The sequence below is a fragment of the Streptomyces sp. NPDC001889 genome (assembly GCF_053594535.1).
Genome location: NZ_JBSFER010000023.1, coordinates 11,454 through 34,123, shown reverse-complemented (window position 1 = coordinate 34,123; position 22,670 = coordinate 11,454). Strand labels below are relative to the sequence as shown.

Here is a 22,670-nt window from a genome sequence, read left to right as displayed (position 1 = left end):
AGTAGTGAAGCCGTCCACTGGGGGCGACAAGGCGGCCGACTCGAACAAGCCGGGGAATCCCCCCGTGACACCGGGGCCGGCATCGAGTGGCTCATGCGGAACCCGCGCCGGATGAGGCGGGCGGGTTCATCGCCGCGCCGCAGCGGGTAGTTGTCGTTGGGGTCAAGTATAACGGGAAACCGAGTTGGGCGAACAGTGCGCCTGGGTTCCCAACGTATGTCCCAGGGGGACTACTTGGGTGAATACAAGGGGTTTCGGGTCGTCGTGATCGTGCCGACAACCGTACCTATCACCAGAGTTGGCTTGACATTCCTTGGAAACATCCACAACAATCTCACATTCTCGTGTGAGGAGACTCATCGATGCCCATCGACCCGGTCTTTGCCACACGGTGGAGCTGTTACTCCTCAAGAATCGCGCGGAACGCAAGGCCGGAGCGCTTCTCGCCGGGATCACCCCGGATGACGCCTCCATGGGCGTCCACGGCGGCGCTGTCCGGCCGATGACGAGTCCGCTCCGAGGAGCGGTGAGCGGCGCGACCCGTGAGGTCGACGCGCAGACGCACGCAGAGGCAAGGGGACACTCAGGATGCTGATCACAGCGGTTGGCCGGGGATTCACCCATCGGACCTGCTCGGCGCGGGCGTCCGACAGCCGGCCGGGGTGTCCGTCGTCCAGATCGGCGGTCCCGGGCGCGGCAGTCTCCTGATGCCGCTGGGCAGCGCCCCGGCCGCTCCGGTGGCCGGGGCGGTGTCGTGAGGGTGCGCGCGGCTTCTCCCGGTGCGAGCCGCCGCCCCACGGCCGGACGCTCCGCGCGCCGGTGGACCTTACGATCGAACACGCGACGGCAGTGGTGACATTCGCCCCGTCGCATCACACCGTAATGACGCCCGCCATCCCGATGGGCGCATTCACGGTTCGCGGAGTCGGTGTCCGCTCCCTCCGGTGCGCGGACACCGAAGAAGCCGTCCCAACGGGTCCGAATGGCGAACCTGTTCAGTGGCCCGCGCCGGAGGTGATGACGTGTACGACACGACTGCCGAACGGTACGAGACTCAGCGCCCGCAGTGGAGCGAAGCTCCCGGCTACCCCCATCAAGGCGGAACACCATGACCATACGGGTACTTATCTGCGATGAACTGCCGGTTATCGGCGACGGCTTACGCACGTTACTCGACGCCGTTCCCGACATCGACGTGATCGACACGACCGACAACGGCATGGAGGCCATTGTCCTGGTCCGCACCACACGGCCCGATGTCGTCGTGACCGATCTGAACCTGCGGACCATTTCCGGTCTGGAGATGATCCGCAGACTCGGAAAAGAGGACGAGCCCCCCAACATCGTGGTGTTCACCGGATACGACGCGGACAAGACGGTCAGCGACGTGCTGCACTCCGGCGCGAGCTGTCTGCTGGGCAAGGACGCCAGCCCGCAGGAGCTGGTCACCGCGATCCGGGCGGCGGCGGCCGGGCGCACCCTGCTGGCGCCGGACATCGCGGAACGCCTGGTCACCTGGTTCCGCGAGCAGCCGGACACCCTGGAGTCCGAGCCGTGCCCGGAGGTGACCGAACTGACCCCGAGGGAGCGGGAGGTGACCCGGATGGTGGCGCGGGGCATGTCCACCGAGGAGGTGGCCCGCGAGCTGACCATCGGCGAGGCCACCGTGCGCACCCATCTCTACCGGGTACGCACCAAGCTCGGTGTCCGCGACCGCGCCCAGCTCGTCTCGCTGGCCTACCGGACGGGGCTCATCCAGTCCGCCGGGCGAGATCCGGGCGACGGGAGTCCGGGGCGGCCCGAGGACCTCCGGGCGGGGTGACGCCGGCGCGGCGCTCACCGGGGCCGGGCCGCCGGCACGACCGGCGGCTCCGCGCCGTCCGCGCCGTCCGCGCCGAGGGTGCGGCGGGCCAGGTCGAGACGGGCGGCACCGGCCAGCCGCCACAGCGCGGCGGGCTCGCCGTACCGCTGGGACTCGGCCGCCGCCAGCCGGAAGTAGCGGTGCAGGCCGAGTTCCGCCGTCATCGCCCGGACGCCGCAGCTCTGCATGCAGAGGCGCACCACCTCACGCGCGGTCTCGGCGGCCATCGCCAGTGCCACGACCGGGGCGGTACCGGCCGGATCGTCCCCGGCCGGGGGATGGCCGTCCGGGACCTCGTCCCGGCCGTCCCGGACCTCGTCCCGGCCGTCCCGGGCCCCGGTCCGGTCGCGCCCGGTCCCGGGACGATCGTGTGGGGTGTTGTTCCGGTCATTCCCGGTCCCGAGGTGGTCATCCCCGATCCCGGACCGGGCACGCCTGGCCCCGGCAAGGTCGCCCCCGGCCCCGGTCCGGTCGCCCCCGGCCCGGTCGTGCTCGGGACCGGGCCCGTCGAACCCGCTCCCCACCCCCGTCCCCGCCCGGTCATCAGCCCCGGTTCCGGACCGGTCGCCCCCCGCCCCGGCCCTGTCGTGCCGGAGGGCGCCGGACCCGGCCTCCCCGAAGCCTGGCACCCCGTGCCCCGTCCCCGAGTCCGCCAGCCACGCCCCCCGGTACACCACCGCCCGGGTCGCGCGCAGCGCCACCATGGCCCGCGCCAGCGGGAAGGCCACCGCGGGCAGATCGCGGAGCCTGGTGTCGAACTGCCGCCGGACACCCGCGTACCCCACGGCCACCCGGTGCGCGCCCTCGGCGATCCCCAGCAGATACGCGGCCTGCCGCAGCCGCCCCCGCGCCAGCGGGCCGCCGGGGGAGTCGTCCAGCTCCGCGACCACATCGGCCGCCGTGAAGGGCGTGGCGTCGAAGCGGACGACCGGCGGCCAGCACCCGGTCTCCACGCCGATGCCGGGCGCACCGCGCTCCACCGCGACGAGCACCGGACCGTCACCCGTCGCCGCGGCCACCAGCAGCGGCCCGGCGGGCTCCGGGTCGTCGACCGTGGCCGCGCCGGTCAGCTCCCATCCGCCGGAGCGCGGCTTCGCGACCACCCCGCCGCCCACCGGCAGCGCCTCCCACCCGGCCAGCGCCGCGCCGGCCGGCCGGCCCGCGTCGGCCGCCGTGGCGCCGGCCCGGTAGGAGTTCCCGCGCGCCGCGTGGCCGAGTTCCTCGCTGACGAGCACCCCGGCCGTCAGGCCGAGGCCGAGGCCGCCGGCGGAGGCGGGACGCTCGAAGCCGCCCGCGCCCAGCCGGTCGAGCACCGCCCGCGTGGGGCCGCCGGCTCCATCGGTGACCGGCGGGCCGTGCACCCCCGGCCGCGGGGGGACGGCGGCGAGGGAGGTGCGCAACGCCCCGCGCAACTGGACGAGGAGGGGATCGGGGGTGGGGTCCATCTCAGCTCTCCTCCTGTCCGATGGAATGCCCGATGGAGTGTCCGTTGGAGTGCCCGATGGAGTCGAACGCGGCGGCCATGATCTGGAGCATCACCTCGGAGGTCCCCGCCGAGAGCGTGAGCCCCGGCGCCTCCCGGTGGGCGGAGTCCAGGGTCACGGCCGCCCCGGTGCGGTTCGCCCGCTGCTCCGGGCCCGGGATGCCGGAGGCCCACGCCGCGATGGACCCGGCGAGTTCGCTGCTGTGGTACTTGGCCACGGCCGCCGCGACCGGATCGACCCGGTCGGACGCGAGACCGGTGAGCACCTCCCAGGCGAGCGCGTGATCCGCCGTCAGCGCGCCGTCCCAGCGGCCGATCCGCTCCAGGTGCGCGTCGTGCGGCGAGCCCGGATCGCGCTCGATCAGCGCCTCCAGCGCGGCCTCCAGCCAGCGCTCCGCCCGCAGGTGGTAGTCGAGTCCGGTGCGCTCGATGGCCAGGGCCTCATTGAGCAGCGGCCACCCCTGGTCGCGCGGCCCGATGAGGTCGTCGCCCGACACCGGCACGGCGTCGAGATCGACCCGGTGGAAGTGCTCATCGCCGATGCCGTCCAGCGTCGTCACCGTCACGCCGGGGGAGCCCAGGTCGAGCAGGAACAGGCTGATGCCCTGGTACTTCCCGGCGCCCGGTGTCGTACGGGCGGCGCAGAGACCGAGGTCGACGAAGCGGGTCTTCAGGCTGAAGACCTTGGTGCCGGTGATCCGGTAGCCGTCGCCGTCCGGCTCGGCCGCGGTCCGCAGCGCGCCGAGATCCGATCCCGCGTCCGGCTCGGTGTAGAGCACCGAGGCGAAGCGCTCACCGCGCGCCAGCGCGGGCAGATGCCGGCGCTTCTGCGCTGTGCTGCCCGCCATCAGCAGGAACTGGCCCACGATCTGGATGGTGTTGACGTGCAGGGTGTCCGGAACCCGCGCGCGCACCAGCTCCTCGGCGACGATCGCGGCATCGGTGAGCGGGCGGCCCGCTCCGCCGAACTCGGGCGGCCAGTGCACGGCGAGCAGCCCCAGCCCGCCGAGCAGGCGGTACAGCGGCCGTACATCCGGCTCGAAGCCGTCCGCGCCGGTGGCCTCCACCACCGCGGCGCGCACCTCGGGGGAGCGCAGCGCCCGCCGTGCGTCCGCCCGGAACCGTTGCTGCTCCTCGGTGAATCCGAACCGCATATGCGCCTCCTCAGGGGGCGAGCGTCTCTTCGATCGCGGCGACGACCCGGCTCAGCGCCGGTTCCGTGAACAGGGTGTAGTGGTCACCGGGCAGGTCGCCGGCGTGGAAGGGCCCGGTGCACACCGCCCGCCACTCCTTCTCCACGGCGGCGGCGCGCGGCGAGGTGGCCAGCAGGGTGACCGGCCCGCCGTAGGGGCCCGGCGGGCGGTACGACTGGAGCGCCAGCGCGCAGGACCGGAAGACGGCGTAGCGGCCGGCCAGCTCCTCGTCGGTCAGCTCCGGATCGACCTCCAGCGACCTCAGCGCCTCCCGGACACCGGCCGCGCCGGCGGCCGGCCCGTCCAGCACTCCGCGTACCGCCGGCCCGTCCAGTACTCCGCGTACCGACGGCCCGTCCCGGCCCGCCAGCCGGGCGACGTCGTGCACGAACCGCCGCCGCACCGTCGGCTCGTCGAGCGGTGAGGGGTCCTCGTCCCAGGAGGCGTCCAGCAGCACCACCGGCGGCCGTGCCCCGGTGTCCCGCTCCAGCTGCCTGGCGACCTCGAAGGCGAGTACGCCACCGTAGGACCAGCCGGCCAGAGCGTACGGCTCGGCGGAACCGGCCGCCGTCAGCGCCCGGGCGATCCGGGCGGCCGTGGCCGTCACACCCTCCCGCGGGGACACGGCGGCATCCCGGGGATCGGCGGCGAAACCGGCCACACCGATGCCCTCGCGCACCGCCCTGACCAGGGGTACGTAGCAGAACAGCGCACCGCCCGAAGGGTGCAGCAGGATCACCCGCGGCGGGCTCGGCCCTCGCATCGGCACCGGGACCCGGCCGCCGTCCTCCCCGCCGGACAGACGCTCCAGCGAGCCGAGCGGATCGTCGCCGCCGGGCCGCGCGGCGCGGGCCGCGTCGATGACGGTGGCCAGATGCGCGACGGTGGGGGAGACGAAGAAGTCGCCGAGCGCGATCTCCACCCCGAACCTGCGGTTGATCGCCGACAGCAACTGGGCGGCCTGGAGGCTGTTGCCGCCCGCCCGGAAGAAGTCGTCGCGCACACCGAGCCGGACCCGGCGCAGCAGCGGGGCGAGCACATCGCCCAGCAGAATCCGCTCCGTCGCGGTACGGGGCTCGTCGGCGGGCCCGCCGCCCGCCGACGCGGGGTCCGGCGGGGGCAGTCTGCGCCAGTCGACCTTGCCGCCGCTGGTCAGCGGCAGTTCGCCGAGGGCGACGAAGTACGACGGGATCATGTACGACGGCAGCAGCTCGCCGAGACGCTCGCGCACCGACGGCAGCCCCTGCTCGCCGACCCCCGTCACCCAGGCGACGAGGTGCTTCTCCCCGGTCTCGTCGGTCCACGGCCGCACGGTGGCCTGACCGATTCCGGCGACCCCGGCCAGCGCCGACTCCACCTCGCCCAGTTCGATCCGCAGCCCGCGGATCTTGACCTGCTGGTCGAGCCGGCCGAGGAAGACCAGCCGCCCGTCCGGCAGCCGCTTCACCAGGTCCCCGGTCCGGTACAGCCGTCCGCCCGGCGCGGTGCCGAACGGGTCGGCGATGAACTTCTCCGCCGTCAGAGCGTCCCGGTCCAGATAGCCGCGGGCCAGCCCGGCACCGCCGATCACCAGCTCGCCCGGGACGCCGACCGGCACCCGGCGCAGATCGCGGTCGAGCACATGCGCGACATGGTTGGCCATGGGCCGGCCGATCGGGGGCGAGGTCTCCCAGGTGCCCGCGCACTCCTCGACGATCATCGTCACCGTGCACTCGGTCGGCCCGTAGCCGTTGAACAGCCGCCGGCCCGGGTTCCACCGGTTCACCAGCTCACCGCTGAACGCCTCGCCGCCGACGAACGCGATCCGCAGATCCGTGAACCTCTCCGGCGCCAGCAGCGGCATCACGGTCGGCGGCAGATCGATGACGGTGATGCCCGCCCGCTCCATCAGCGACTGGAGCCGGTCGATCGAGACCCGTTCGTCGTCGGTCGCCAGACACAGCCGTGCCCCGGTCAGCAGCGCGGAGAAGGTCTCGAACACCGAGACGTCGAAGGTCACCGACGCGAACCCGAGCACCCGGTCCGCCGGGGTCAGATCGAACAGCTCCCGCGTGGAGTCGATGAAGTTGACCACGCCCCGGTGTTCGAGCAGCACCCCCTTCGGCCTGCCGGTGCTGCCGGAGGTGTAGATGATGTACGCGACATCGCCGGGTGCCGCCGCGAGCGGGGGATCGCGGTCCGGCATCGCCGCCAGCTCCGCGCCGGCCTCGTCCAGCATCACGACGGGCGCGGCGACCGCGCTCACGGCCCCGGCGGCCCCGGTGTGCGCGAGCACCATGCGCAGACCCGCGTCGGCGGCGATCTCCGCGACCCGCGCGGAGGGGTGCGCCGGATCGAGCGGCACATAGGCGGCGCCGGTCTTGAGCACCGCCAGCATCGCCGTCGTCAGCTCCGCGCTCCTGCGCAGACAGAGACCGATCCGCGTGCCCGGCCCGGCGCCGCGCCCGCGCAGCAGGGCGGCGAGCCGGTTGGCCCGGGCGTTGAGTTCGGCGTAGCTCGTCGCGGTGCCCGCGACGACGACCGCCACCCGGTCCGGAGCCTCCGCGACGCGGGCCTCGAACTCCGCCACCACGGTGGTCTCGCGCACCGGCCGCGCCGGTCCGCCGGCGGCCTCCGCGAGGAACTCCCGGTCCGCCGCGCTCAGTACGTCCGCCGCCGACAGCGGGGCGTCCGGGCCGGCGGTGAGGGTGTGCAGCAGCGCGTCGTAGTGGCGGGCGAACCTGGCGACGCTCGCGTCGTCGAAGAGACCGGTGTCGAACTCGACGGTCAGCCGTGCGCCGGAGCCGTCGCCCGGCCGCTCCACCAGGTCCCAGCTCATGTCGAACCGGGAGGTGGCGGACGGTACGGGCTCCTCCGTCGCCACGAGTCCCGGCAGGCCGGCCGTGGTCCCCGCGTCCCGCCGCGCGGCGAAGACGACCGGGAAGACGGGGGGCCGCGCCGGGTCGCGGGGCGGGTCCACCGCGTCGAGCAGCTTGTCGAAGGGCAGGCTGCCGTGGGCGTGCGCCTCCCGGGTGGCGCGCGAGACCCGCCGGACCAGCTCCCGGAAGGTCGGGTCGCCGGAGACGTCCCCGCGCACCACCGTCATCTGGGCGAAGCACCCGATCACCGAGGACACGGAGTCGTGCCGGCGGCCCGCGTCCGGCGTGCCGATCACCAGGTCGTCCAGGCCGGAGTAGCGGTGCAGCAGGGTGAGGAAGGCGGCGAGGAGGACGTCGGACGGGTCCGCGCCCTCCTCGCGGGCCAGCTCCCCGGCCCGCTCCAGGCCCTCCCGCCCGACCGGGAACACGCCCGAGCCGCCGGCGAAGGCCGGGGTGTCGCCGCGCGGCCGGTCGGCCGGGAATTCCAGCACCTCGGCGCCCGCGAGCCTCTCCCGCCAGTACGCGGCCGGCCCGTCGAGCCCGCCGCCGTCGAGCCGGCCGCGCTGCCACAGGGCGTAATCCGGGTAGTGCGCGGTGAGTTCGGACAGCCGGGGCTCGTCGCCGTCGCGCAGGGACCGGTGGACCTCGGCCAGTTCGCGGGTCAGCACACCGAGCGACGGGCCGTCGAGGACGAGGTGGTGCCCCTCGAAGAGGAACAGGTGGTCGTCCGGCGCCACCCTGATCAGCGCCGCGCGCCACAGCGGCCTCCTGCTCACGTCGAACGGTGCTCCGAGCCATTCCGCCGCGTGTGCCCGCGCGGCGGCGAGCCGCTGCCCGTGGTCGCCCTCCGCCGTTTCGATCAGCGGCAGCTCGACCGGGACCTCCGGGACGACCTCCTGCACCGGGCCGCCCTCGCGCTCCACGATCGCGGTCCGCAGCGCCTCGTGCCGGGCGACCACCACCGCCAGCGCCGAGCGCAGCGCGCCCACCTCCAGATCACCCCGGAGCCGGACACACAGCGGCACATTCCACACGGGGCTCTCCGGTCCCGGCCGGCCGAGGGTCCACAGGGCCTCCTGGGTGGGCGACAGGGGAGTCGGACCCGTGTCGCCGCGCGGCGTCGGGCCCCGCCCGGCCGCGCCCTCCAGCTGCGCCCGCAGCCGCGCCAGGAACCGCGCGCGGCGCTCCGCCGGCAGCGCGGCGAGACGCTGGGTCATATCGGTCATCGGGGGCTCCTTCCGGCCGGCGGCGCCCCGGTCACCCGGTCGTCCGGACGGACGGGCAGCCGCGCCAGCTCCGCGAGGGCGATGGACAGCACATCGATGCCGCGCAGATAGTCCGACAGCACGATGTGCTCCGTGTCGGCGTGATCGAGTCTGCTGTCGCCCGGGCCGTAGGTCGCCATCGGGATGTCCCAGACCTCGGCGAGGGTGTTCATGTCCGAGGTGGCCGTCTTCACCACGAGACGGGGCTGGGCGTGCAGCCGCCGGATACCGGAGACCAGCGCGCGGACCACCGGCGTGGCGCGGCCCGCCCGGCAGGCCGCCACCGAGTTCAGCACGTCGAGGTCACCGGCCGGCAGACGGTCGCGCAGCTCCCGCACCAGCGCCTCGCTGTCGAACCCCGGGGGGGTGCGGACGCTGAACTCGGCTGTCGCCGTGGTCAGATCGGCGTTCAGCCCGCAGAGCGTCGCGCCCGGCCGGGCGAACACATCGTGGCCCGCGTCGGGTCCGAGCAGATCGACCAGGGCGGCCCAGCAGGCGACCGCCAACTCGGACGCCTTCGGCGCCGGGTTGCTCGGATGGGTGGCGGGACACCTGACGGTGTAGCGGAGGTCGAGCTTGCCCTTGTAGCCGAGGACCACACTCGACCAGCCGCTCGGCTCACCCACGATCAGGGCGTCCGGCCGGTCGTGGGTGGCCCGGACCGCCATCGCCCCGCGCGAGCCCGGGGTCTCCTCCTCGACGACACCGATCACCACGATCCGGCCGGGGACGTCCACCGCGCCGGCCGCGGCGCAGATCATCGCCGCCAGCGGCCCCTTCGCGTCCACCGCGCCCCGGCCGTGCAGCCTGCCCCCCTCGGAGCGGACCGGCAGCCGGCCCGGGACGGTGTCCAGATGCCCCAGCAGCATCAGGGTCGGGCCGTCGCCGCGTTCGATCACGCCGATGACATTGCCCACTCCGTCGATGTGCGCCGCGAAACCCAGGTCCGCCATCGCCTCGGCCAGGAAGTCGGCGAGCGCGCGCTCCTGGTAGGACGTGGAGGGGATCTCCAGCATTCCGCGCAGCAGTCCCACGGCGTAGGTCTCGGTGACGCCGCCCGACCGGGTGAAGGCCGAGTTCATCGCGGGGCTCGTTCCCGCAGATGTCCGACGATGCGGTCCGCGACATCGACCCGGCCGCCGAGCGCGGAGTGGAAACCGCTGAACTCGACCCGGTGGTTGACCTCCAGCACCAGCAGCCGGCCGTCCCGGTCCTCGATCAGATCGACACCGGCGATATCCGCGCCGACGGCGGCGGCGGCGGCGACCGCCAGCCGGGTGATCCCGGGAGTCGCCTCGCACGGGCGGGCCTGCGCGCCGAGCGCCACATTGGCACGCCATGTCCCCCCGGTCCGGTGGACGGCGCCCAGCAGCTCACCGCCGACCACGATCGCTCTGATGTCCCTGCCGGGCCTGTCGATCAACTCCTGCACATATCCGAGGTGCGACTGCGGGCCGGGCAGCGCGGCGACGTACTCCAGCACCCCCTCGGCACCGGCGCGGTCGGGCAGCCTGACCACCAGCCGCCCCCACGAGCCGACCAGCGGTTTGATCAGCGCCGGATAGCCGATGGAGTCCAGCGCGGCCAGCGCGGCCTTCGGGGTGAGGCCGAGCGCGGTGCGCGGTGTCGGCACCCCGGCCGCCCACAGCGCCATCGTGGTGCGCCACTTGTCACCGCACACCTCGGTGGCGTCGGCGCTGTTGACCACCAGGGCCCCGGCGGACGCGAGGGCACGGGCCGCGTACGCCGCGCGCACCTGCCCGATCTCCCGGTTCAGCACGAGATTCCAGGGCGGCTCACGCCGTCCGGCCGGGAACCACTGCTCCCGTGTGTCGACGTGGTCGAAGGGCACACCGTGCCGGTCGAACGCCTCGAAGAGGCGCTTCTCGTCCGCGCCGACCCTGCTGGCGAGTACGGCGATCCTGCCGTCACCCGGGTGCTCTGGTGTCGCTGACACGTGACCTCCGTAGTAGGACCACTGGTGGACCGGACCGGACGGCACAACCGGTCTGCCGCGCCGAAGGGACGTTATCGGCGGCCGGGGCGGAGCGCGTCCGCTCCAGGTTCAACCGGGGGCAAGCGACGCGCTGACTTTTCTTCCGCGCGGGTGCTCCTATCGCTTACCCGGCCCGGGCATCGGCCGTGCCACTCTGGCAGTGGAATCCGAATAGCCGTCGGAATGGTTCACCGCGGGATTTCTCTCCGATGGCCCGTCAGCAGCGCCAGTGGGAAGGGGAAACCGTGGAGCACATTCCGGAGCGGATACCGGTGCTCGCCCTGTGGAGTGCGCCGCGCTGTCGCTCCACCGCGTTCGCGCGGATGATGGCGGAACGCGGCGACCGCACCGTTGTGCACGAGCCGTTCTCCCATGTGGCCGACTTCGGCGAGACGAAGGTCGGCGAACGCGTCGCGCACACCGAGCAGGATGTCATCGCGGCGCTGCGTGCCGCCGCCGCGCGGAAGCCGGTCTTCTTCAAGGACACCACGGACTTCCACTACCCGGCACTCCTCGCGGACGAGGCATTCCTCGCGGCCGCGACCCACACCTTCATCATCCGCCACCCCGCCGAGGCCATCGCCTCGCACCACGCGCTCAATCCGGACCTCGGCCGCGACGAGATCGGCTTCGCCTGGCTGTACGAGATCTTCACGGCCGTGCGGGACGCCACCGGCACCACCCCGGTCGTGGTCGACTCGGACGATCTGCTCGACCGGCCGGCCGACACCGTGCGGGCGTACTGCTCGGCCGTGGGCATCCCCTTCCTGCCCGAGGCGCTGAGCTGGCAGCCGGGCATGAGATCGGAGTGGCGGGCGACCAGCCGGTGGCACGAGTCGACGAGCAGGACCGCCGGCTTCACCCGGGGGCCGGGCGAGGGGGCCGGGACGGTCGCCGCGAACCCGGTGCTCCGGGCCCACCGCGACCACCACCTGCCGTACTACGAACGGCTGCGCGCCGTCGCGCTCCGGCCATGACCGCCGCCCGGGCCGGAACAGCCGGCCGGACGGCCCTGTGAGTACACCGGAACATCGATGCGGATATTCGAGGTGATCACGGTGAGTACGGAGATCGCGGCGAGTGCGGAGCATACGAATCAGCAGTCCGGACGGGGAATTCCCCCGTGCGTTCCGGTGAGGGGGACGGCATGACGGACATCGCTCTGTCCTCCGCCGTGAGCCGGCTGTGCGATCCGGTCGACCTGTCCGGCCATCGCAACAATACGGCCGTCTCCGCGGCGACGGCGACGAAAGCCGGGAAGTTCAATGTGTGGGGGAACTCCTATGCCGCCGAGTATCTGCCCGAAGGCGGCAGCCTCGTCCGGGTGGGCGGTGTTCCCTTCCTCTTTCCCCCGGTCTGCGACGGTCCGGACAACATCCGCTGCGCCGGTCAGTTCCTCGGGGTGCCCGAGGGCCGCTACGACTGGGTCCATGTGCTGGCGGCGGCGGAACGGCGCTGCGAGTCCGCCGTCGAGCTGAACTTCGCTGACGGCTCGGTCGACGCCGAGGCGCTGCGGGTCTCCGACTTCTGGTCGGCGCCCGCGTGGTTCGGCGAGATCAAGGCGTTCGAGAGCCTCGTCATGCACTACCCCCACCATGTGCAGCGAGGTGTGTCCGCGGTCATCTGGGCACAGCGCGTGCCGGTCACCCGGCGGGCCGCGCTGGCCGGCGTCCGGCTGCCCCGCAATGTCGCGGTCCATGTCTTCGCGGTCACCCTCCAGCGGGCGGAGACCGGTCATGACCGGTGAGGCGACAGCACGGACGTACATGATCACCGGGCCGGAGCCCGAGCTGTGGTACCGCGACCTGATCAGCTGTCTCCAGGCCACGTTCGGATCGCTGGTGGCACGGGAGGGCGCCGACCCGCTGGCCGTGCTCGGCGCGGGCTGGCGGTTTCTGCACCTGCCGGGCGATGTCAGATCCGAGGAGTTCTACTACCCCTGCCCGCCCGGCGAAGCCGCCGGCTCCGATTCCGATTCCGGCTCCGGATCGGGATCGGGCTCCGGCTCCGGCGGCGATCTCGGAGCCGCGCTGGCCCCCCACCACGGACTGCGCTCGCGCTGGTGGCACCCCGCCGACGAGGACGACCTCTGGCGGGAGGTGCGCGAGACACTCGCCGACGACCGGCTGGTCATCGCCGCCGTGGACAACTTCCATCTGCCGTTCCGGCCCGCGTACGGGGATGTGCACGCCGCGCACCTCGTGATCGTCCACGGCCTGGACGAGGTCCGCGGACTGGTGTACGTCTCCGACGCGATGCCGCCCGCGTTCCGCGGCACCGTCCCGATCGAGGCGTTTCTGCGCAGTTGGGGCTCGGCCAACCCGACCGACGTCCAGGACGCCTTCTTCAGCGACTCGCGGATCGGCAGACGCTGTCTCGACGTCCGCCTCGACACCCCGCCCCCGCCCCTCACCCCCGCACTGCTCGGCGGATTCCTGCGCACCGACAACGAGATCTTCACCACCGCGGGCCCGGACCGCACCGGACTGGCCGGATTCGACGCGTTCACCGGGGAACTCCTCGACCGGTGCCGGGCCGGTGACGCCACCGCGCTGCGCGAGCTGTACCCGTTCGGGTGGGGCATGCAGGCGCAGGCCTCGCTCCACGGTGAGCTGCTGCGCCGCTGCGGCCGGGAGTGGGGCGATCCGGCGCTCGCCGGGGCCGGCCGGGCGGTCGAGTCCGTCGCGCACGCGTGGACCGGACTCCGGATCACCGCCGCGCACGGTCTCGGCGACCCCCGCGCCGTCTCGGCCGACATCGCGCACCACGCCACCGTGTTGCGCGGCATGTACGCGAGCGCGGTCGACGCCGTCGGCGCGGCGGCGGCGGAGCTGTGACGCCGCGCGGCTCGACCCCCCGTGACCAGAGAGGACAGTGATGAGCAAGCTGGCAGCGTTCGGCGGTTCCGCGGTCGTGCCGAGGGACCGGCGCCGGGTGGACTGGCCGCTGGTCGAGGACGAGGACCGCAAGGCCGTCATCGACGCGCTCGGCGGCTCCAGAATGGTCTCCGACACGGACGGCGCGAATCCGGTCTCCGCGCTTGAGGAGCACTGGGCGCGGCGGTTCGGCTTCGGCCACTGCGTCGCCGTCTCCACCGGCACCTCCGCGCTCTCCCTCGCCCTGGCCGCACTCGGTGTCGGGCCGGGCGACGAGGTGATCGTGCCCGCGCTCAGCTTCGTCGCCACCGGGCTCGCGCCGGTGCACCAGATGGCCGTCCCCGTCTTCGCCGACATCGACCCGGTCACCTTCAACATCGACCCGGACGATGTGGAGCGCCGGATCACCGACCGGACCGCCGCGATCATCCCGGTGCATCTCCACGGCGCGCCCGCCGACATGGACCGGATCACCGCCATCGCGCGCAGACACGGCCTCGCCGTGGTGGAGGACGCGGCCCAGGCCCCCGGGGCGACCCACCGGGGGCGGCCCGTCGGCGGGATCGGCGAGGCGGGCGCGTTCAGCCTCCAGGTCACCAAGAACATCCCCACCTGCGGCGAGGGCGGTCTGCTCGTGACCGGCAGCGCCGACATCGCCGAGGCGGTCCGCAAGGGCCGGCAGTTCGGCGAGGTGATCGAGGCCGGGCAGGAGCGCGACTACATCTCGTACACCCTCGGCTGGAACCACAAGATGAACGCCATCCAGGCCGCGTTCACCGATGCCCAGCTCACCCGGTTCGACGACTACGAACACGCGCGCCAGCGCAATGTCGCGGCCTTCCTCGCGCGGCTCGCCGAACTGCCCGGCCTGCGGGTGCCGACCGCGCTCCCGGAGACCACCCACGCCTGGCACATCCTGAGGTTCCGGTTCGACCGGGCCGCGTTCGGTCTGGAGGGGGTCCCGCCCGAGGCCCTGCGCTCCGCCCTGCGGCGGCTGCTGCGCGCCGAGGGCGTGCCCATGTCGCGATACCAGCTCATGCCGCTCCCCGACCAGAAGGTGTTCGTCGACCGGGTCGGCTTCGGCGGGGGCTACCCCTGGTCCGTGACCGGCGCACCCGCGCCGGTGGCGGGGGAGGGCTACCCGGTGGCCCGCGAGGTCGTCGCCGGCACGCTGACGCTTCAGAAGCGCCACCTCCATCCGGGGTCCGGGGATCTGCTCGGTCTCTACGCGGAGGCCTTCGAGAAGGTGTGGGCCCACCCCGACATGGTGGCCACGCTCGCGGCGGCGGCGTCATGACCACCACCCGGACGGCCACCCGGGACACCCTGGAATCCACCGCCGCGCGCATCCGCTCCCATATCGTCGACATGTGCGCGGGCCCGGAGGGCGGCCACCTCGGCGGCGCGTTCTCCTGCACCGAGGTGCTCACCGCGCTGTACTTCTCGGTGCTGAACGTGGACCCCCGGCGGCCGGACGACCCCGACCGCGACCGCTTCCTGCTCAGCAAGGGCCACGCCGCCGTCGCCCTCTACGCGACCCTGGCCGAACGGGGCTTTCTCCCCGTCGAGGAGCTCGCCGGATACGGACGCCCCGGCAGCAGGCTGATGGGCCATCCCGTGCGCGCGGTCCCCGGAGTGGAGCTGCCGACCGGGTCACTCGGCCACGGTCTCGCGCTGGCCTGCGGATTCGCGCTGGCGGGCCGGTACGCCCGCCGTGACGCGCGCAGCTTCGTCCTGCTCGGCGACGGCGAACTCCAGGAGGGCTCGGTGTGGGAGGCGGCCATCGCCGCCGCGTCGCTGGGGCTGGACCGGCTGGTCGCCGTGGTGGACCGCAACGGGCTCCAGCTCACCGGTCACACCGAGCGGATCGCGCCGATGGAACCACTGGCCGACCGCTGGCGCAGTTTCGGCTGGGCGGTGCGCGACGTGGACGGCCATGACGCGACCGGGCTGGCGGACCATCTCGCCGCCGCCCCGTGGGAGCCGGGCCGGCCGAGCGTACTGATCGCCCGCACGGTCAAGGGCCAGGGGTTCCCCGTCCTCGCCGGCCGGGCGGCCAGCCACTATGTGACGCTGTCGAAGCGCAACCACGCACGGGCGAGGGCGGCGCTGCGGACCGGGGACACCGCCGGATGAGCCGCGCGACCCGAGAGGCCTACCGGGACCGTCTGCTCCCGCTGCTGAGCGCGCACCCCGAGGTGATCTGTCTGGACAGCGACACCGGCCTGTTCAGCGCGGAGCACGCCGAGACCGCCGGTGAGCAGTACCTCAACCTCGGTATCGCCGAGCACAATCTGATGGGCGTGGCCGCCGGTCTCGCCGCGTGCGGCCGGATGCCGTTCGTCAACACGATGGCCGCCTTCGCCGCCTCCCGCGCACTGGAGGCGATCAAGATCGATATCGCCTACAACCGGTTGCCGGTCCGCATCATGGCCACGCACGGCGGGCTCGCCGCCGGCCATCTCGGCCCGACCCACCAGGCCCTGGAGGACCTCGCCGTCCTGCGGGTGCTGCCGGAGATGACCGTGGTGGTGCCGGCCGACGCCGCCGCCACGGAGGCGTTCGTCGAACAGAGCCTGAGCCTGCCAGGACCGCTCTACGTCCGGCTCGGCCGCAAACCGTCGCCGGCGCTGCCCGTGTCGCCGCCACCGGTCATCGGACGGGCGCAGACGCTGCGGCGGGGCGGCGACGTGGTGCTCGCGTGCTGCGGCCCCTACCCGGTGCTCGCCTGCCTCGCCGCGGCGGACGTCCTCGCCGGGCAGGGCGTCGAGGCCACCGTCCTCAACCTGCACACCCTGCGGCCGTTCGACACGGCGGCCCTGGTCGCCGCGGCGCGGCAGGCCGCGCTCGTCGTCACGGTCGAGGAGCACTGGCGCAGCGGCGGCCTCGGCGGCGCGGTCGCCGAAGCGCTGGCGGAGGCGGCGCCCACCAGGGTGCTGAGGCTGGGGGTGCCGGACCGGTTCGTCGACGCCGTCGGCAGTCAGGAACACCTCGTCACGCACTACGACCTCACCGCGGAGCGGGTCGTGAGGACGGTCCGTACCGCCCTCGGCACGGCTGCCCCCTCCGGGACCACCGATCGGAAGGACACCCTCACATGACCACAGCGGCGCAGACCTGTCCCGAGTGCGAGGACGAGGTGAACATCAGCGATTCGGCGCGGCTCAACGAGATCGTCGAGTGCGCGGGCTGCCGGAGCGAACTGGAGATCGTGGCGCTGGGCCCACCGGTGCTCGCCCTCGCGCCCGAGGTCGAAGAGGACTGGGGGGAGTAGACCGTGCGCGGACCCATGACACGCGGTGGACCCGTGCCGCGCGGTGGACCCGTGCCGCGCGGCGGGCGGCCGGCACACGGCGGACGGACGGCACCCACCGGGGCGCGGCCGTGATCCGCGCCGCGGTGGTCGGCGCGGCCGGCTACATCGGCGGGGAACTGCTGCGCCTGCTCATCGGCCACCCCGAGGTCGAGGTGGTGGGCGCGGTGTCCTCCCGGTTCCCCGGCCGGCGGGTCGACGGTGTGCACCCCAATCTGCGCTCCGCCACCGACCTGTTGTTCTGCTCGGCCGATGAGGTGGACGAGTGCGACACCGTCTTCCTCGCCACACCGCACCGCGCCGCCATGACACAGATCGACCGCTGGATCGGACAGGCCAAGCAGGTCATCGACCTCACCGGGGACTTCCGGCTGGACGACACCGAGGTCTACCGGCGCCACTACGGCACCGAGCACGCGGCGCCGCGGCTGCTCGGCGACTTCGTCCCCGGGATACCCGAGCTGCACCGGGAGCGGCTGGGCACCGCCGACCTGGTCAGTGTGCCCGGCTGCATGGCGGTGGCGGGGGTGCTCGCCCTCCACCCGCTGGTGACCCGGGGCCTGATCGAGCCGACAGCGGTCCGCTTCGACGCGCGCACCGGGTCCAGTGGTTCCGGCGCGACCGCGGGCACGGCGAATCTGCACGCCGAGCGCAGCGGGGCGATGCGGGTGTTCGCCCCGACCGGGCACCGGCACGAGGCCGAGATCTCGCGGCACCTCGGCATCCCGGTCACCATGACCGCGACCGGAGTCGAGGCGGTGCGCGGTGTGCAGACGATCGGCCACGCCGCCCTGCGCCCCGGTGTGGACAAGGCGGCGGTGCGCCGGGCCTTCCGCGAGCAGTACCGGAACGAGCCGTTCGTCCGTCTGGTGGCCCACCAGCGCGGCACCTTCCGCTACCCGGAGCCGAAGATCCTGCTGGGCTCGAACTTCTGCGACGTCGGCTACGCCGTCGACGAGGAGGCCGGGCGGCTGGTGACCATCGCGGCCCTGGACAACCTCATGAAAGGGGGCGCGGGCAACGCGGTGCAGTGTCTGAACATCCGCATGGGCCGGCCGGAGACGCTCGGCCTGTCCTTCCCCGGCCTGCACCCCCTCTGACCCCCCGGTGACTGGAGACACTGTGATCACCAGACCGCTGACCGTCGTCAAGTGCGGCGGCAACCCCGCCGTCGACGCCGCGGGCATCTGCGCCGACGTCGCCGGACTCGTCCGCGCCGGGGAGTCCGTACTCCTGGTGCACGGAGGGTCCGGGGAGATCGCCCGGCTGGCCGGGAGACTCGGCGTACCGCAGCGCACCCTGGTCGCCCCGGACAGGGTGTCCACCCGGTACACCGACCCCGCGACCCTGGAGGTGGTCGTCCTCGCGCTGGCCGGCGGGGTCAAACCGAGGATCGTCGCGGAGCTGTCCCGGCACGGGGTGCCCTCGGTCGGCCTGACCGGCCTGGACGGCGGCATGCTGCGCGCGCGCCGCAAGTCCGCCGTACGTTCCGTGGTGGACGGCCGGACGACCCTGGTCCGGGACAACCTCAGCGGCCGGCTCAGCGAGGTGCGGCCCGAACTGCCGGAGACACTGCTCCGCTCCGGCTTCGTGCCCGTGGTCTCACCGCCCGCGCTCGACGAGCACGGCCATCCGGTGAATGTCGACGCCGACCGGGTCGCGGCGGCCCTCGCCGTGGCGCTCGGGGCCGGCCGGCTGGTGCTGCTGACCGGCGCACCGGGCGTACTGGCCGATCCCGGCGACGACACCAGCACACTGAGCCGCTGCGAGGTGCCGGCGACCGGCGCGCCCGGCCGGTACGCCGGTGGCGGCATGGCACTCAAACTCGTCGCGGCACGGGAGGCCCTGACCGGGGGAGTGGAGTCGGTGCGCATAGCGGACGGGCGGGTCGCCGACCCGGTCAGCCGGGCGCTGGCCGGCTCCGGGACCGAGGTCACCGTGCGGGGACCGGAACCGGCGGCCACCCGCCCGCGCGAAAGGGAGATCCGGACATGAGCGAACCGAACGGCGGACCGGCCGCGCGGCGGGGCGGCACGCCCCGGCCGCCCGGACCGCCGCGCACGGACAGGACCACCACCATCGAGCGGGGGCTGTCGTGACCGCCGTCGCCCGGGCGGCGGTCGGCGCCGCATCCGGGCACACCGACCCGCGGCCCCCGCCGGGGGTGATCCCGCTGACCCATCTGGAGATGCTGGAGTCCGAGGCCGCGCACATCTTCCGTGAGGTGGCGGGCGAGTTCGACCGGTCGACGCTGCTCTTCTCGGGCGGCAAGGACTCGATCGTGATGCTGCATGTGGCCCTCAAGGCCTTCGCGCCCGCGCCGCTGCCGTTCCCGCTGCTCCATGTCGACACCGGCCACAACTTCTCCGAGGTGATCGCCTACCGGGACCGGACGGTCGAGCGGCACGGCCTGCGGCTCGATGTGGCCTCCGTGCAGTCCTACATCGACAGCGGAACCCTCCGCGAGCGCCCGGACGGCACCCGCAATCCGCTGCAGACCGTGCCGCTGCTGGACGCGATCCGCGACCACCGCTTCGGCGCGGTGTTCGGCGGCGGCAGGCGCGACGAGGAGAAGGCCCGCGCCAAGGAGCGCGTGTTCAGCCTGCGGGACGAGTTCGGGGCCTGGGACCCCCGCCGGCAGCGGCCCGAGCTGTGGCAGCTGTACAACGGCCGCCACGAGCCCGGTGAGCACGTCCGGGTGTTCCCCCTGTCCAACTGGACCGAACTCGACGTCTGGCAGTACATCGAGCACGAGGGCATCGAACTGCCCGGGATCTACTTCGCGCACCGGCGGAAGGTGTTCCGGCGCGGTGGCATGTGGCTGGCACCCGGCGAGTGGGGCGGCCCCCGGGACGGTGAACCCGTCTCCGAGCGGCTGGTCCGGTACCGCACGGTCGGTGACATGTCCTGCACCGGGGCGATCGACTCCCCGGCCTCGACGGTGGGGGAGGTGATCGGGGAGATCGCGGCGAGCCGGGTGACCGAGCGCGGCGCGAGCAGGGCCGACGACCGGATGTCCGAGGCCGCCATGGAGGACCGCAAGCGAGAGGGGTACTTCTAGCCATGCCGGCGGAGGTCGCGGAAACACCAGCGCACACCGGAACACCGGCGGACACGCGGACCGGAACACCGGCGGACCCGCAACCCCGGACAGCGGCGCGCACCGGAGCGGAAGCGGAAGCGGATGCGGATGCGGAGGGCCGGGCGGGCGCGCAGGGCCGGGCGGGCGCGGAAGGCGAGGGCCGGGCCGGGCCGCCCCGGCGGCTCCCGGGCGGCCTGCTCCGCCTGGCCACCTGCGGCTCGGTCGACGACGGCAAGTCCACCCTGGTCGGACGGCTGCTGTACGACACCAAGTCGGTCCTCGCCGACCAGGCGGCGGCCATCGAGGAAGTCTCCCGCCGCCGGGGCCGGGACGGCCCCGACCTGGCGCTCCTCACCGACGGCCTCCGGGCCGAGCGGGAGCAGGGCATCACCATCGATGTGGCGTACCGCTACTTCGCGACACCCCGGCGCCGGTTCATCCTCGCGGACACACCGGGGCATGAGCAGTACACACGGAACATGGTGACCGGCGCCTCCACCGCGGATCTGGCGGTGATCCTGGTCGACGCCCGCCAGGGAGTGGTGGCCCAGACCCTGAGGCACTGCGCGATCACCGCCCTGCTGCGGACCCCCCATGTCGTACTGGCGGTCAACAAGATGGACACCGTCGGACACCGGGAGTCCGTCTTCACCGCGATCGCCGCCGAATTCGCCGAGCGGGCCCATGAGCTGGGACTCGCCGACGCGGTCGCCATCCCCATGTCGGCCCTGGCCGGCGACAACGTGGTCGAACCGTCCACCAGGATGGACTGGTACGGCGGGGACACGCTCCTGGCCCATCTGGAGAAGGTGCCGCTCGGCGCGGACACCGCCGGTGGACCGCTGCGCCTGCCGGTGCAGTACGTGATCCGGCGCCCGGACGGCGGCGCGCGGCCGGCGGAACGCTGGCCGGCCGGGCAGCTCGCCTCCGGCCGGCTCTCGGTCGGCGATCCCGTCATCGTGCAACCGGGGGGCGCGACCAGTACGGTCGTGGGCCTCACGGTGCTCGGCAGGGAGACCGGCACCGCGTGGGCGCCGCAGTCGGTCGCCGTCCGTCTCGCCGACGAACTGGACGTCTCCCGGGGCGATGTCCTCACCGCGCACCCCGCCCCCCGGCCGCTGCGGCGCCTCACCGCCACCGTGTGCCATCTCGACGACCGCCCCCTGCGCGCCCGGCAGCGCGTGCTGCTCAAGCACACCACCCGGACGGTCCCCGCCGTGGTGGAGCACATCGACTACCGGATGGATGTCACCATCGCCCGCCGTCTGCCCTCCCGGGACGGCCTCGGCGCCAACGACATCGGCGGTGTGCGCATCCGCACCGCCGAGCCGCTCGCCGTGGACGACTACGCGGAGAACAGACGTACCGGATCGTTCCTGCTCATCGACCCGCGGGACGGAGCGACGCTCAGCGCCGGAATGGTCGGGGCCGCGGCCCCGCCGCCCCCGCGCCCGGCGCGCGGACGACCCGCCGCGAAACCTCGGCGGAAGCAACGTACGACTGACGAAATCGCCTCGGACGGGACCTAGCCTGACGCCATGAGTGACTCACCCTCCCCCCAGGACCACATCGCCCTCGCCGAGCAGTGGAGCGCGCGCAACTACCATCCGTTACCCGTGGTGCTCAGCCATGGGGAAGGCGCCTGGATGACCGGTCAGGACGGCCGGCGGTATCTCGACTTCCTCGCCGGGTACTCCGCACTCAACTTCGGCCACCGGCACCCCGATATCGTCGCCGCCGCGACCGCGCAGCTCAACCGGCTCACCCTGACCGGCCGTTCCTTCCACCACGACCAGTTCGGACCGTTCTGCCGTGAGCTGGCCGAGCTGACCGGCACCGAGATGGTGCTGCCCGCCAACACCGGCGCCGAGGCCGTCGAGGCGGCCGTGAAGATCGCCAGGAAGTGGGCCTACCAGGTCAAGGGCGTACCGGACGGCGCCGCCGAGATCGTGGTCGCCGGAGCCAACTTCCACGGCCGCACCACGACCATCATCTCCTTCTCCACCGACGAGGCCGCCCGCAAGGAGTTCGGCCCGTTCACGCCGGGCTTCACGGTGGTGCCCTTCGGCGACGCCGACGCGCTGCGCGCCGCGATCACCGGGAACACGGCGGCGGTGCTGCTGGAGCCGATCCAGGGCGAGGCGGGTGTGATCGTCCCGCCGAAGGGATACCTCGCCGAGGTCCGCCAGGTGTGCGACGACAGCGACACGCTGTTCATCGCCGACGAGGTCCAGTGCGGCCTGGCCCGCACCGGAGCGACGCTGGCGCTGGACGACGAGGACGTCCGCGCGGATCTGTACACCCTGGGCAAGGCCCTGGGCGGCGGGATCATGCCGGTGTCCGCGGTGATCGGCCGGGCCGATGTCCTCGGTGTGCTCAAGCCCGGCGAGCACGGCTCGACCTTCGGCGGCAACCCCATGGCGTGTGCCATCGGCCGCGCGGTGGTGCGGCTGCTGGCGACCGGGGAGTTCCAGCAGCGCTCCCGCGAACTCGGCGCGTATCTGCACACCCGGCTCGGGGAAGTGGAGGGTGTCGCCGAGGTCCAGGGCCGCGGTCTGTGGGCCGGTGTGCGCATCGCCGGCGGCCGCCGGACCGGACGCCAGGTGTCCGAGGCGCTCGCCGGGCGCGGGGTGCTCTGCAAGGAGTCCGGGGCGACCCTCCGGGTGGCGCCGCCGCTGGTGATCACCCGTGAGGAGATCGACTTCGGGGTCGAGGCGATCGCCGGAGCACTGGCGTGACCGGC

Annotated in this window: 18 protein-coding genes; 13 read left to right on the top strand and 5 right to left on the bottom strand. The window is 73.4% G+C overall.

Going from position 1 to position 22,670, the window contains the following annotated elements; genetic code table 11:
• Positions 1 to 1,108 precede the first annotated feature (1,108 nt).
• Positions 1,109 to 1,822, top strand: a complete 714-nt coding sequence (locus ACWCRA_RS25800) for a response regulator transcription factor (RefSeq protein ID WP_351543346.1) — start codon at positions 1,109 to 1,111, stop codon at positions 1,820 to 1,822.
• A gap of 14 nt (positions 1,823 to 1,836) precedes the next feature.
• On the opposite strand, the gene ACWCRA_RS25795 is transcribed toward ACWCRA_RS25800, so the two are convergent.
• The 5 genes from ACWCRA_RS25795 to ACWCRA_RS25775 are packed head-to-tail and all read right to left on the bottom strand — an operon-like array spanning position 1,837 to position 10,617.
• A complete protein-coding gene (locus tag ACWCRA_RS25795) occupies positions 1,837 to 3,306 on the bottom strand; it encodes an acyl-CoA dehydrogenase family protein (protein ID WP_451068720.1) in 1,470 nt (489 codons plus the stop codon).
• 1 nt (position 3,307) lies between these two features.
• A complete protein-coding gene (locus ACWCRA_RS25790) occupies positions 3,308 to 4,498 on the bottom strand; it encodes an acyl-CoA dehydrogenase family protein (protein WP_351543340.1) in 1,191 nt (396 codons plus the stop codon).
• A 10-nt stretch (positions 4,499 to 4,508) separates the two neighbouring features.
• Positions 4,509 to 8,621: a non-ribosomal peptide synthetase gene (locus ACWCRA_RS25785; RefSeq protein WP_451068719.1), complete on the bottom strand. Its 4,113-nt coding sequence runs from the start codon at positions 8,619 to 8,621 to the stop codon at positions 4,509 to 4,511.
• A complete protein-coding gene (locus ACWCRA_RS25780; protein ID WP_351543334.1) occupies positions 8,618 to 9,742 on the bottom strand; it encodes a M20/M25/M40 family metallo-hydrolase in 1,125 nt (374 codons plus the stop codon). The genes ACWCRA_RS25785 and ACWCRA_RS25780 overlap by 4 nt, the downstream gene beginning before the upstream one ends.
• On the bottom strand, positions 9,739 to 10,617 hold the full coding sequence (locus tag ACWCRA_RS25775) for a RimK family alpha-L-glutamate ligase (protein WP_351543331.1): 879 nt from the start codon (positions 10,615 to 10,617) through the stop codon (positions 9,739 to 9,741). The genes ACWCRA_RS25780 and ACWCRA_RS25775 overlap by 4 nt, the downstream gene beginning before the upstream one ends.
• Before the next feature lie 284 nt (positions 10,618 to 10,901).
• Here ACWCRA_RS25775 and ACWCRA_RS25770 point away from each other — a divergent pair, with 284 nt between their 5' ends.
• The 12 genes from ACWCRA_RS25770 to rocD all read left to right on the top strand — a co-directional run bounded on the left by ACWCRA_RS25770 (position 10,902) and on the right by rocD (position 22,665).
• Positions 10,902 to 11,633, top strand: coding sequence for a sulfotransferase-like domain-containing protein (locus tag ACWCRA_RS25770; RefSeq protein WP_351543328.1), 732 nt, complete (start codon positions 10,902 to 10,904; stop codon positions 11,631 to 11,633).
• A gap of 170 nt (positions 11,634 to 11,803) precedes the next feature.
• Positions 11,804 to 12,403 carry a hypothetical protein gene (locus ACWCRA_RS25765; protein WP_451068718.1) on the top strand — a complete coding sequence of 200 codons (600 nt, stop codon included), beginning with the start codon at positions 11,804 to 11,806 and terminating at the stop codon, positions 12,401 to 12,403.
• Positions 12,393 to 13,493 (top strand): BtrH N-terminal domain-containing protein, encoded by a 1,101-nt coding sequence (locus ACWCRA_RS25760; RefSeq protein ID WP_451068717.1) that lies wholly within the window; start codon positions 12,393 to 12,395, stop codon positions 13,491 to 13,493. The genes ACWCRA_RS25765 and ACWCRA_RS25760 overlap by 11 nt, the downstream gene beginning before the upstream one ends.
• Positions 13,494 to 13,533: 40 nt before the next feature.
• Positions 13,534 to 14,829 carry a DegT/DnrJ/EryC1/StrS family aminotransferase gene (locus ACWCRA_RS25755; RefSeq protein ID WP_451068716.1) on the top strand — a complete coding sequence of 432 codons (1,296 nt, stop codon included), beginning with the start codon at positions 13,534 to 13,536 and terminating at the stop codon, positions 14,827 to 14,829.
• Entirely contained in the window at positions 14,826 to 15,668 is an 843-nt protein-coding gene (locus ACWCRA_RS25750; RefSeq protein ID WP_351543316.1) for a transketolase, read from the top strand. Before ACWCRA_RS25755 ends, ACWCRA_RS25750 begins: the two co-directional genes overlap by 4 nt.
• A complete protein-coding gene (locus ACWCRA_RS25745) occupies positions 15,665 to 16,633 on the top strand; it encodes a transketolase family protein (RefSeq protein WP_351543313.1) in 969 nt (322 codons plus the stop codon). The genes ACWCRA_RS25750 and ACWCRA_RS25745 overlap by 4 nt, the downstream gene beginning before the upstream one ends.
• A complete protein-coding gene (locus ACWCRA_RS25740; protein ID WP_351543310.1) occupies positions 16,630 to 16,806 on the top strand; it encodes a lysine biosynthesis protein LysW in 177 nt (58 codons plus the stop codon). The genes ACWCRA_RS25745 and ACWCRA_RS25740 overlap by 4 nt, the downstream gene beginning before the upstream one ends.
• A gap of 110 nt (positions 16,807 to 16,916) precedes the next feature.
• On the top strand, positions 16,917 to 17,945 hold the full coding sequence (gene argC, locus ACWCRA_RS25735; protein ID WP_451068715.1) for an N-acetyl-gamma-glutamyl-phosphate reductase: 1,029 nt from the start codon (positions 16,917 to 16,919) through the stop codon (positions 17,943 to 17,945).
• 22 nt (positions 17,946 to 17,967) lie between these two features.
• Positions 17,968 to 18,840, top strand: a complete 873-nt coding sequence (locus ACWCRA_RS25730; protein WP_451068714.1) for a [LysW]-aminoadipate kinase — start codon at positions 17,968 to 17,970, stop codon at positions 18,838 to 18,840.
• Between the two features lie 169 nt (positions 18,841 to 19,009).
• Positions 19,010 to 19,906, top strand: coding sequence for a sulfate adenylyltransferase subunit CysD (gene cysD / locus ACWCRA_RS25725; RefSeq protein WP_451068754.1), 897 nt, complete (start codon positions 19,010 to 19,012; stop codon positions 19,904 to 19,906).
• A 2-nt stretch (positions 19,907 to 19,908) separates the two neighbouring features.
• Positions 19,909 to 21,456 (top strand): sulfate adenylyltransferase subunit 1, encoded by a 1,548-nt coding sequence (locus ACWCRA_RS25720; protein WP_451068713.1) that lies wholly within the window; start codon positions 19,909 to 19,911, stop codon positions 21,454 to 21,456.
• A gap of 9 nt (positions 21,457 to 21,465) precedes the next feature.
• Positions 21,466 to 22,665 carry an ornithine--oxo-acid transaminase gene (gene rocD, locus ACWCRA_RS25715; RefSeq protein ID WP_351543299.1) on the top strand — a complete coding sequence of 400 codons (1,200 nt, stop codon included), beginning with the start codon at positions 21,466 to 21,468 and terminating at the stop codon, positions 22,663 to 22,665.
• Positions 22,666 to 22,670 lie beyond the last annotated feature (5 nt).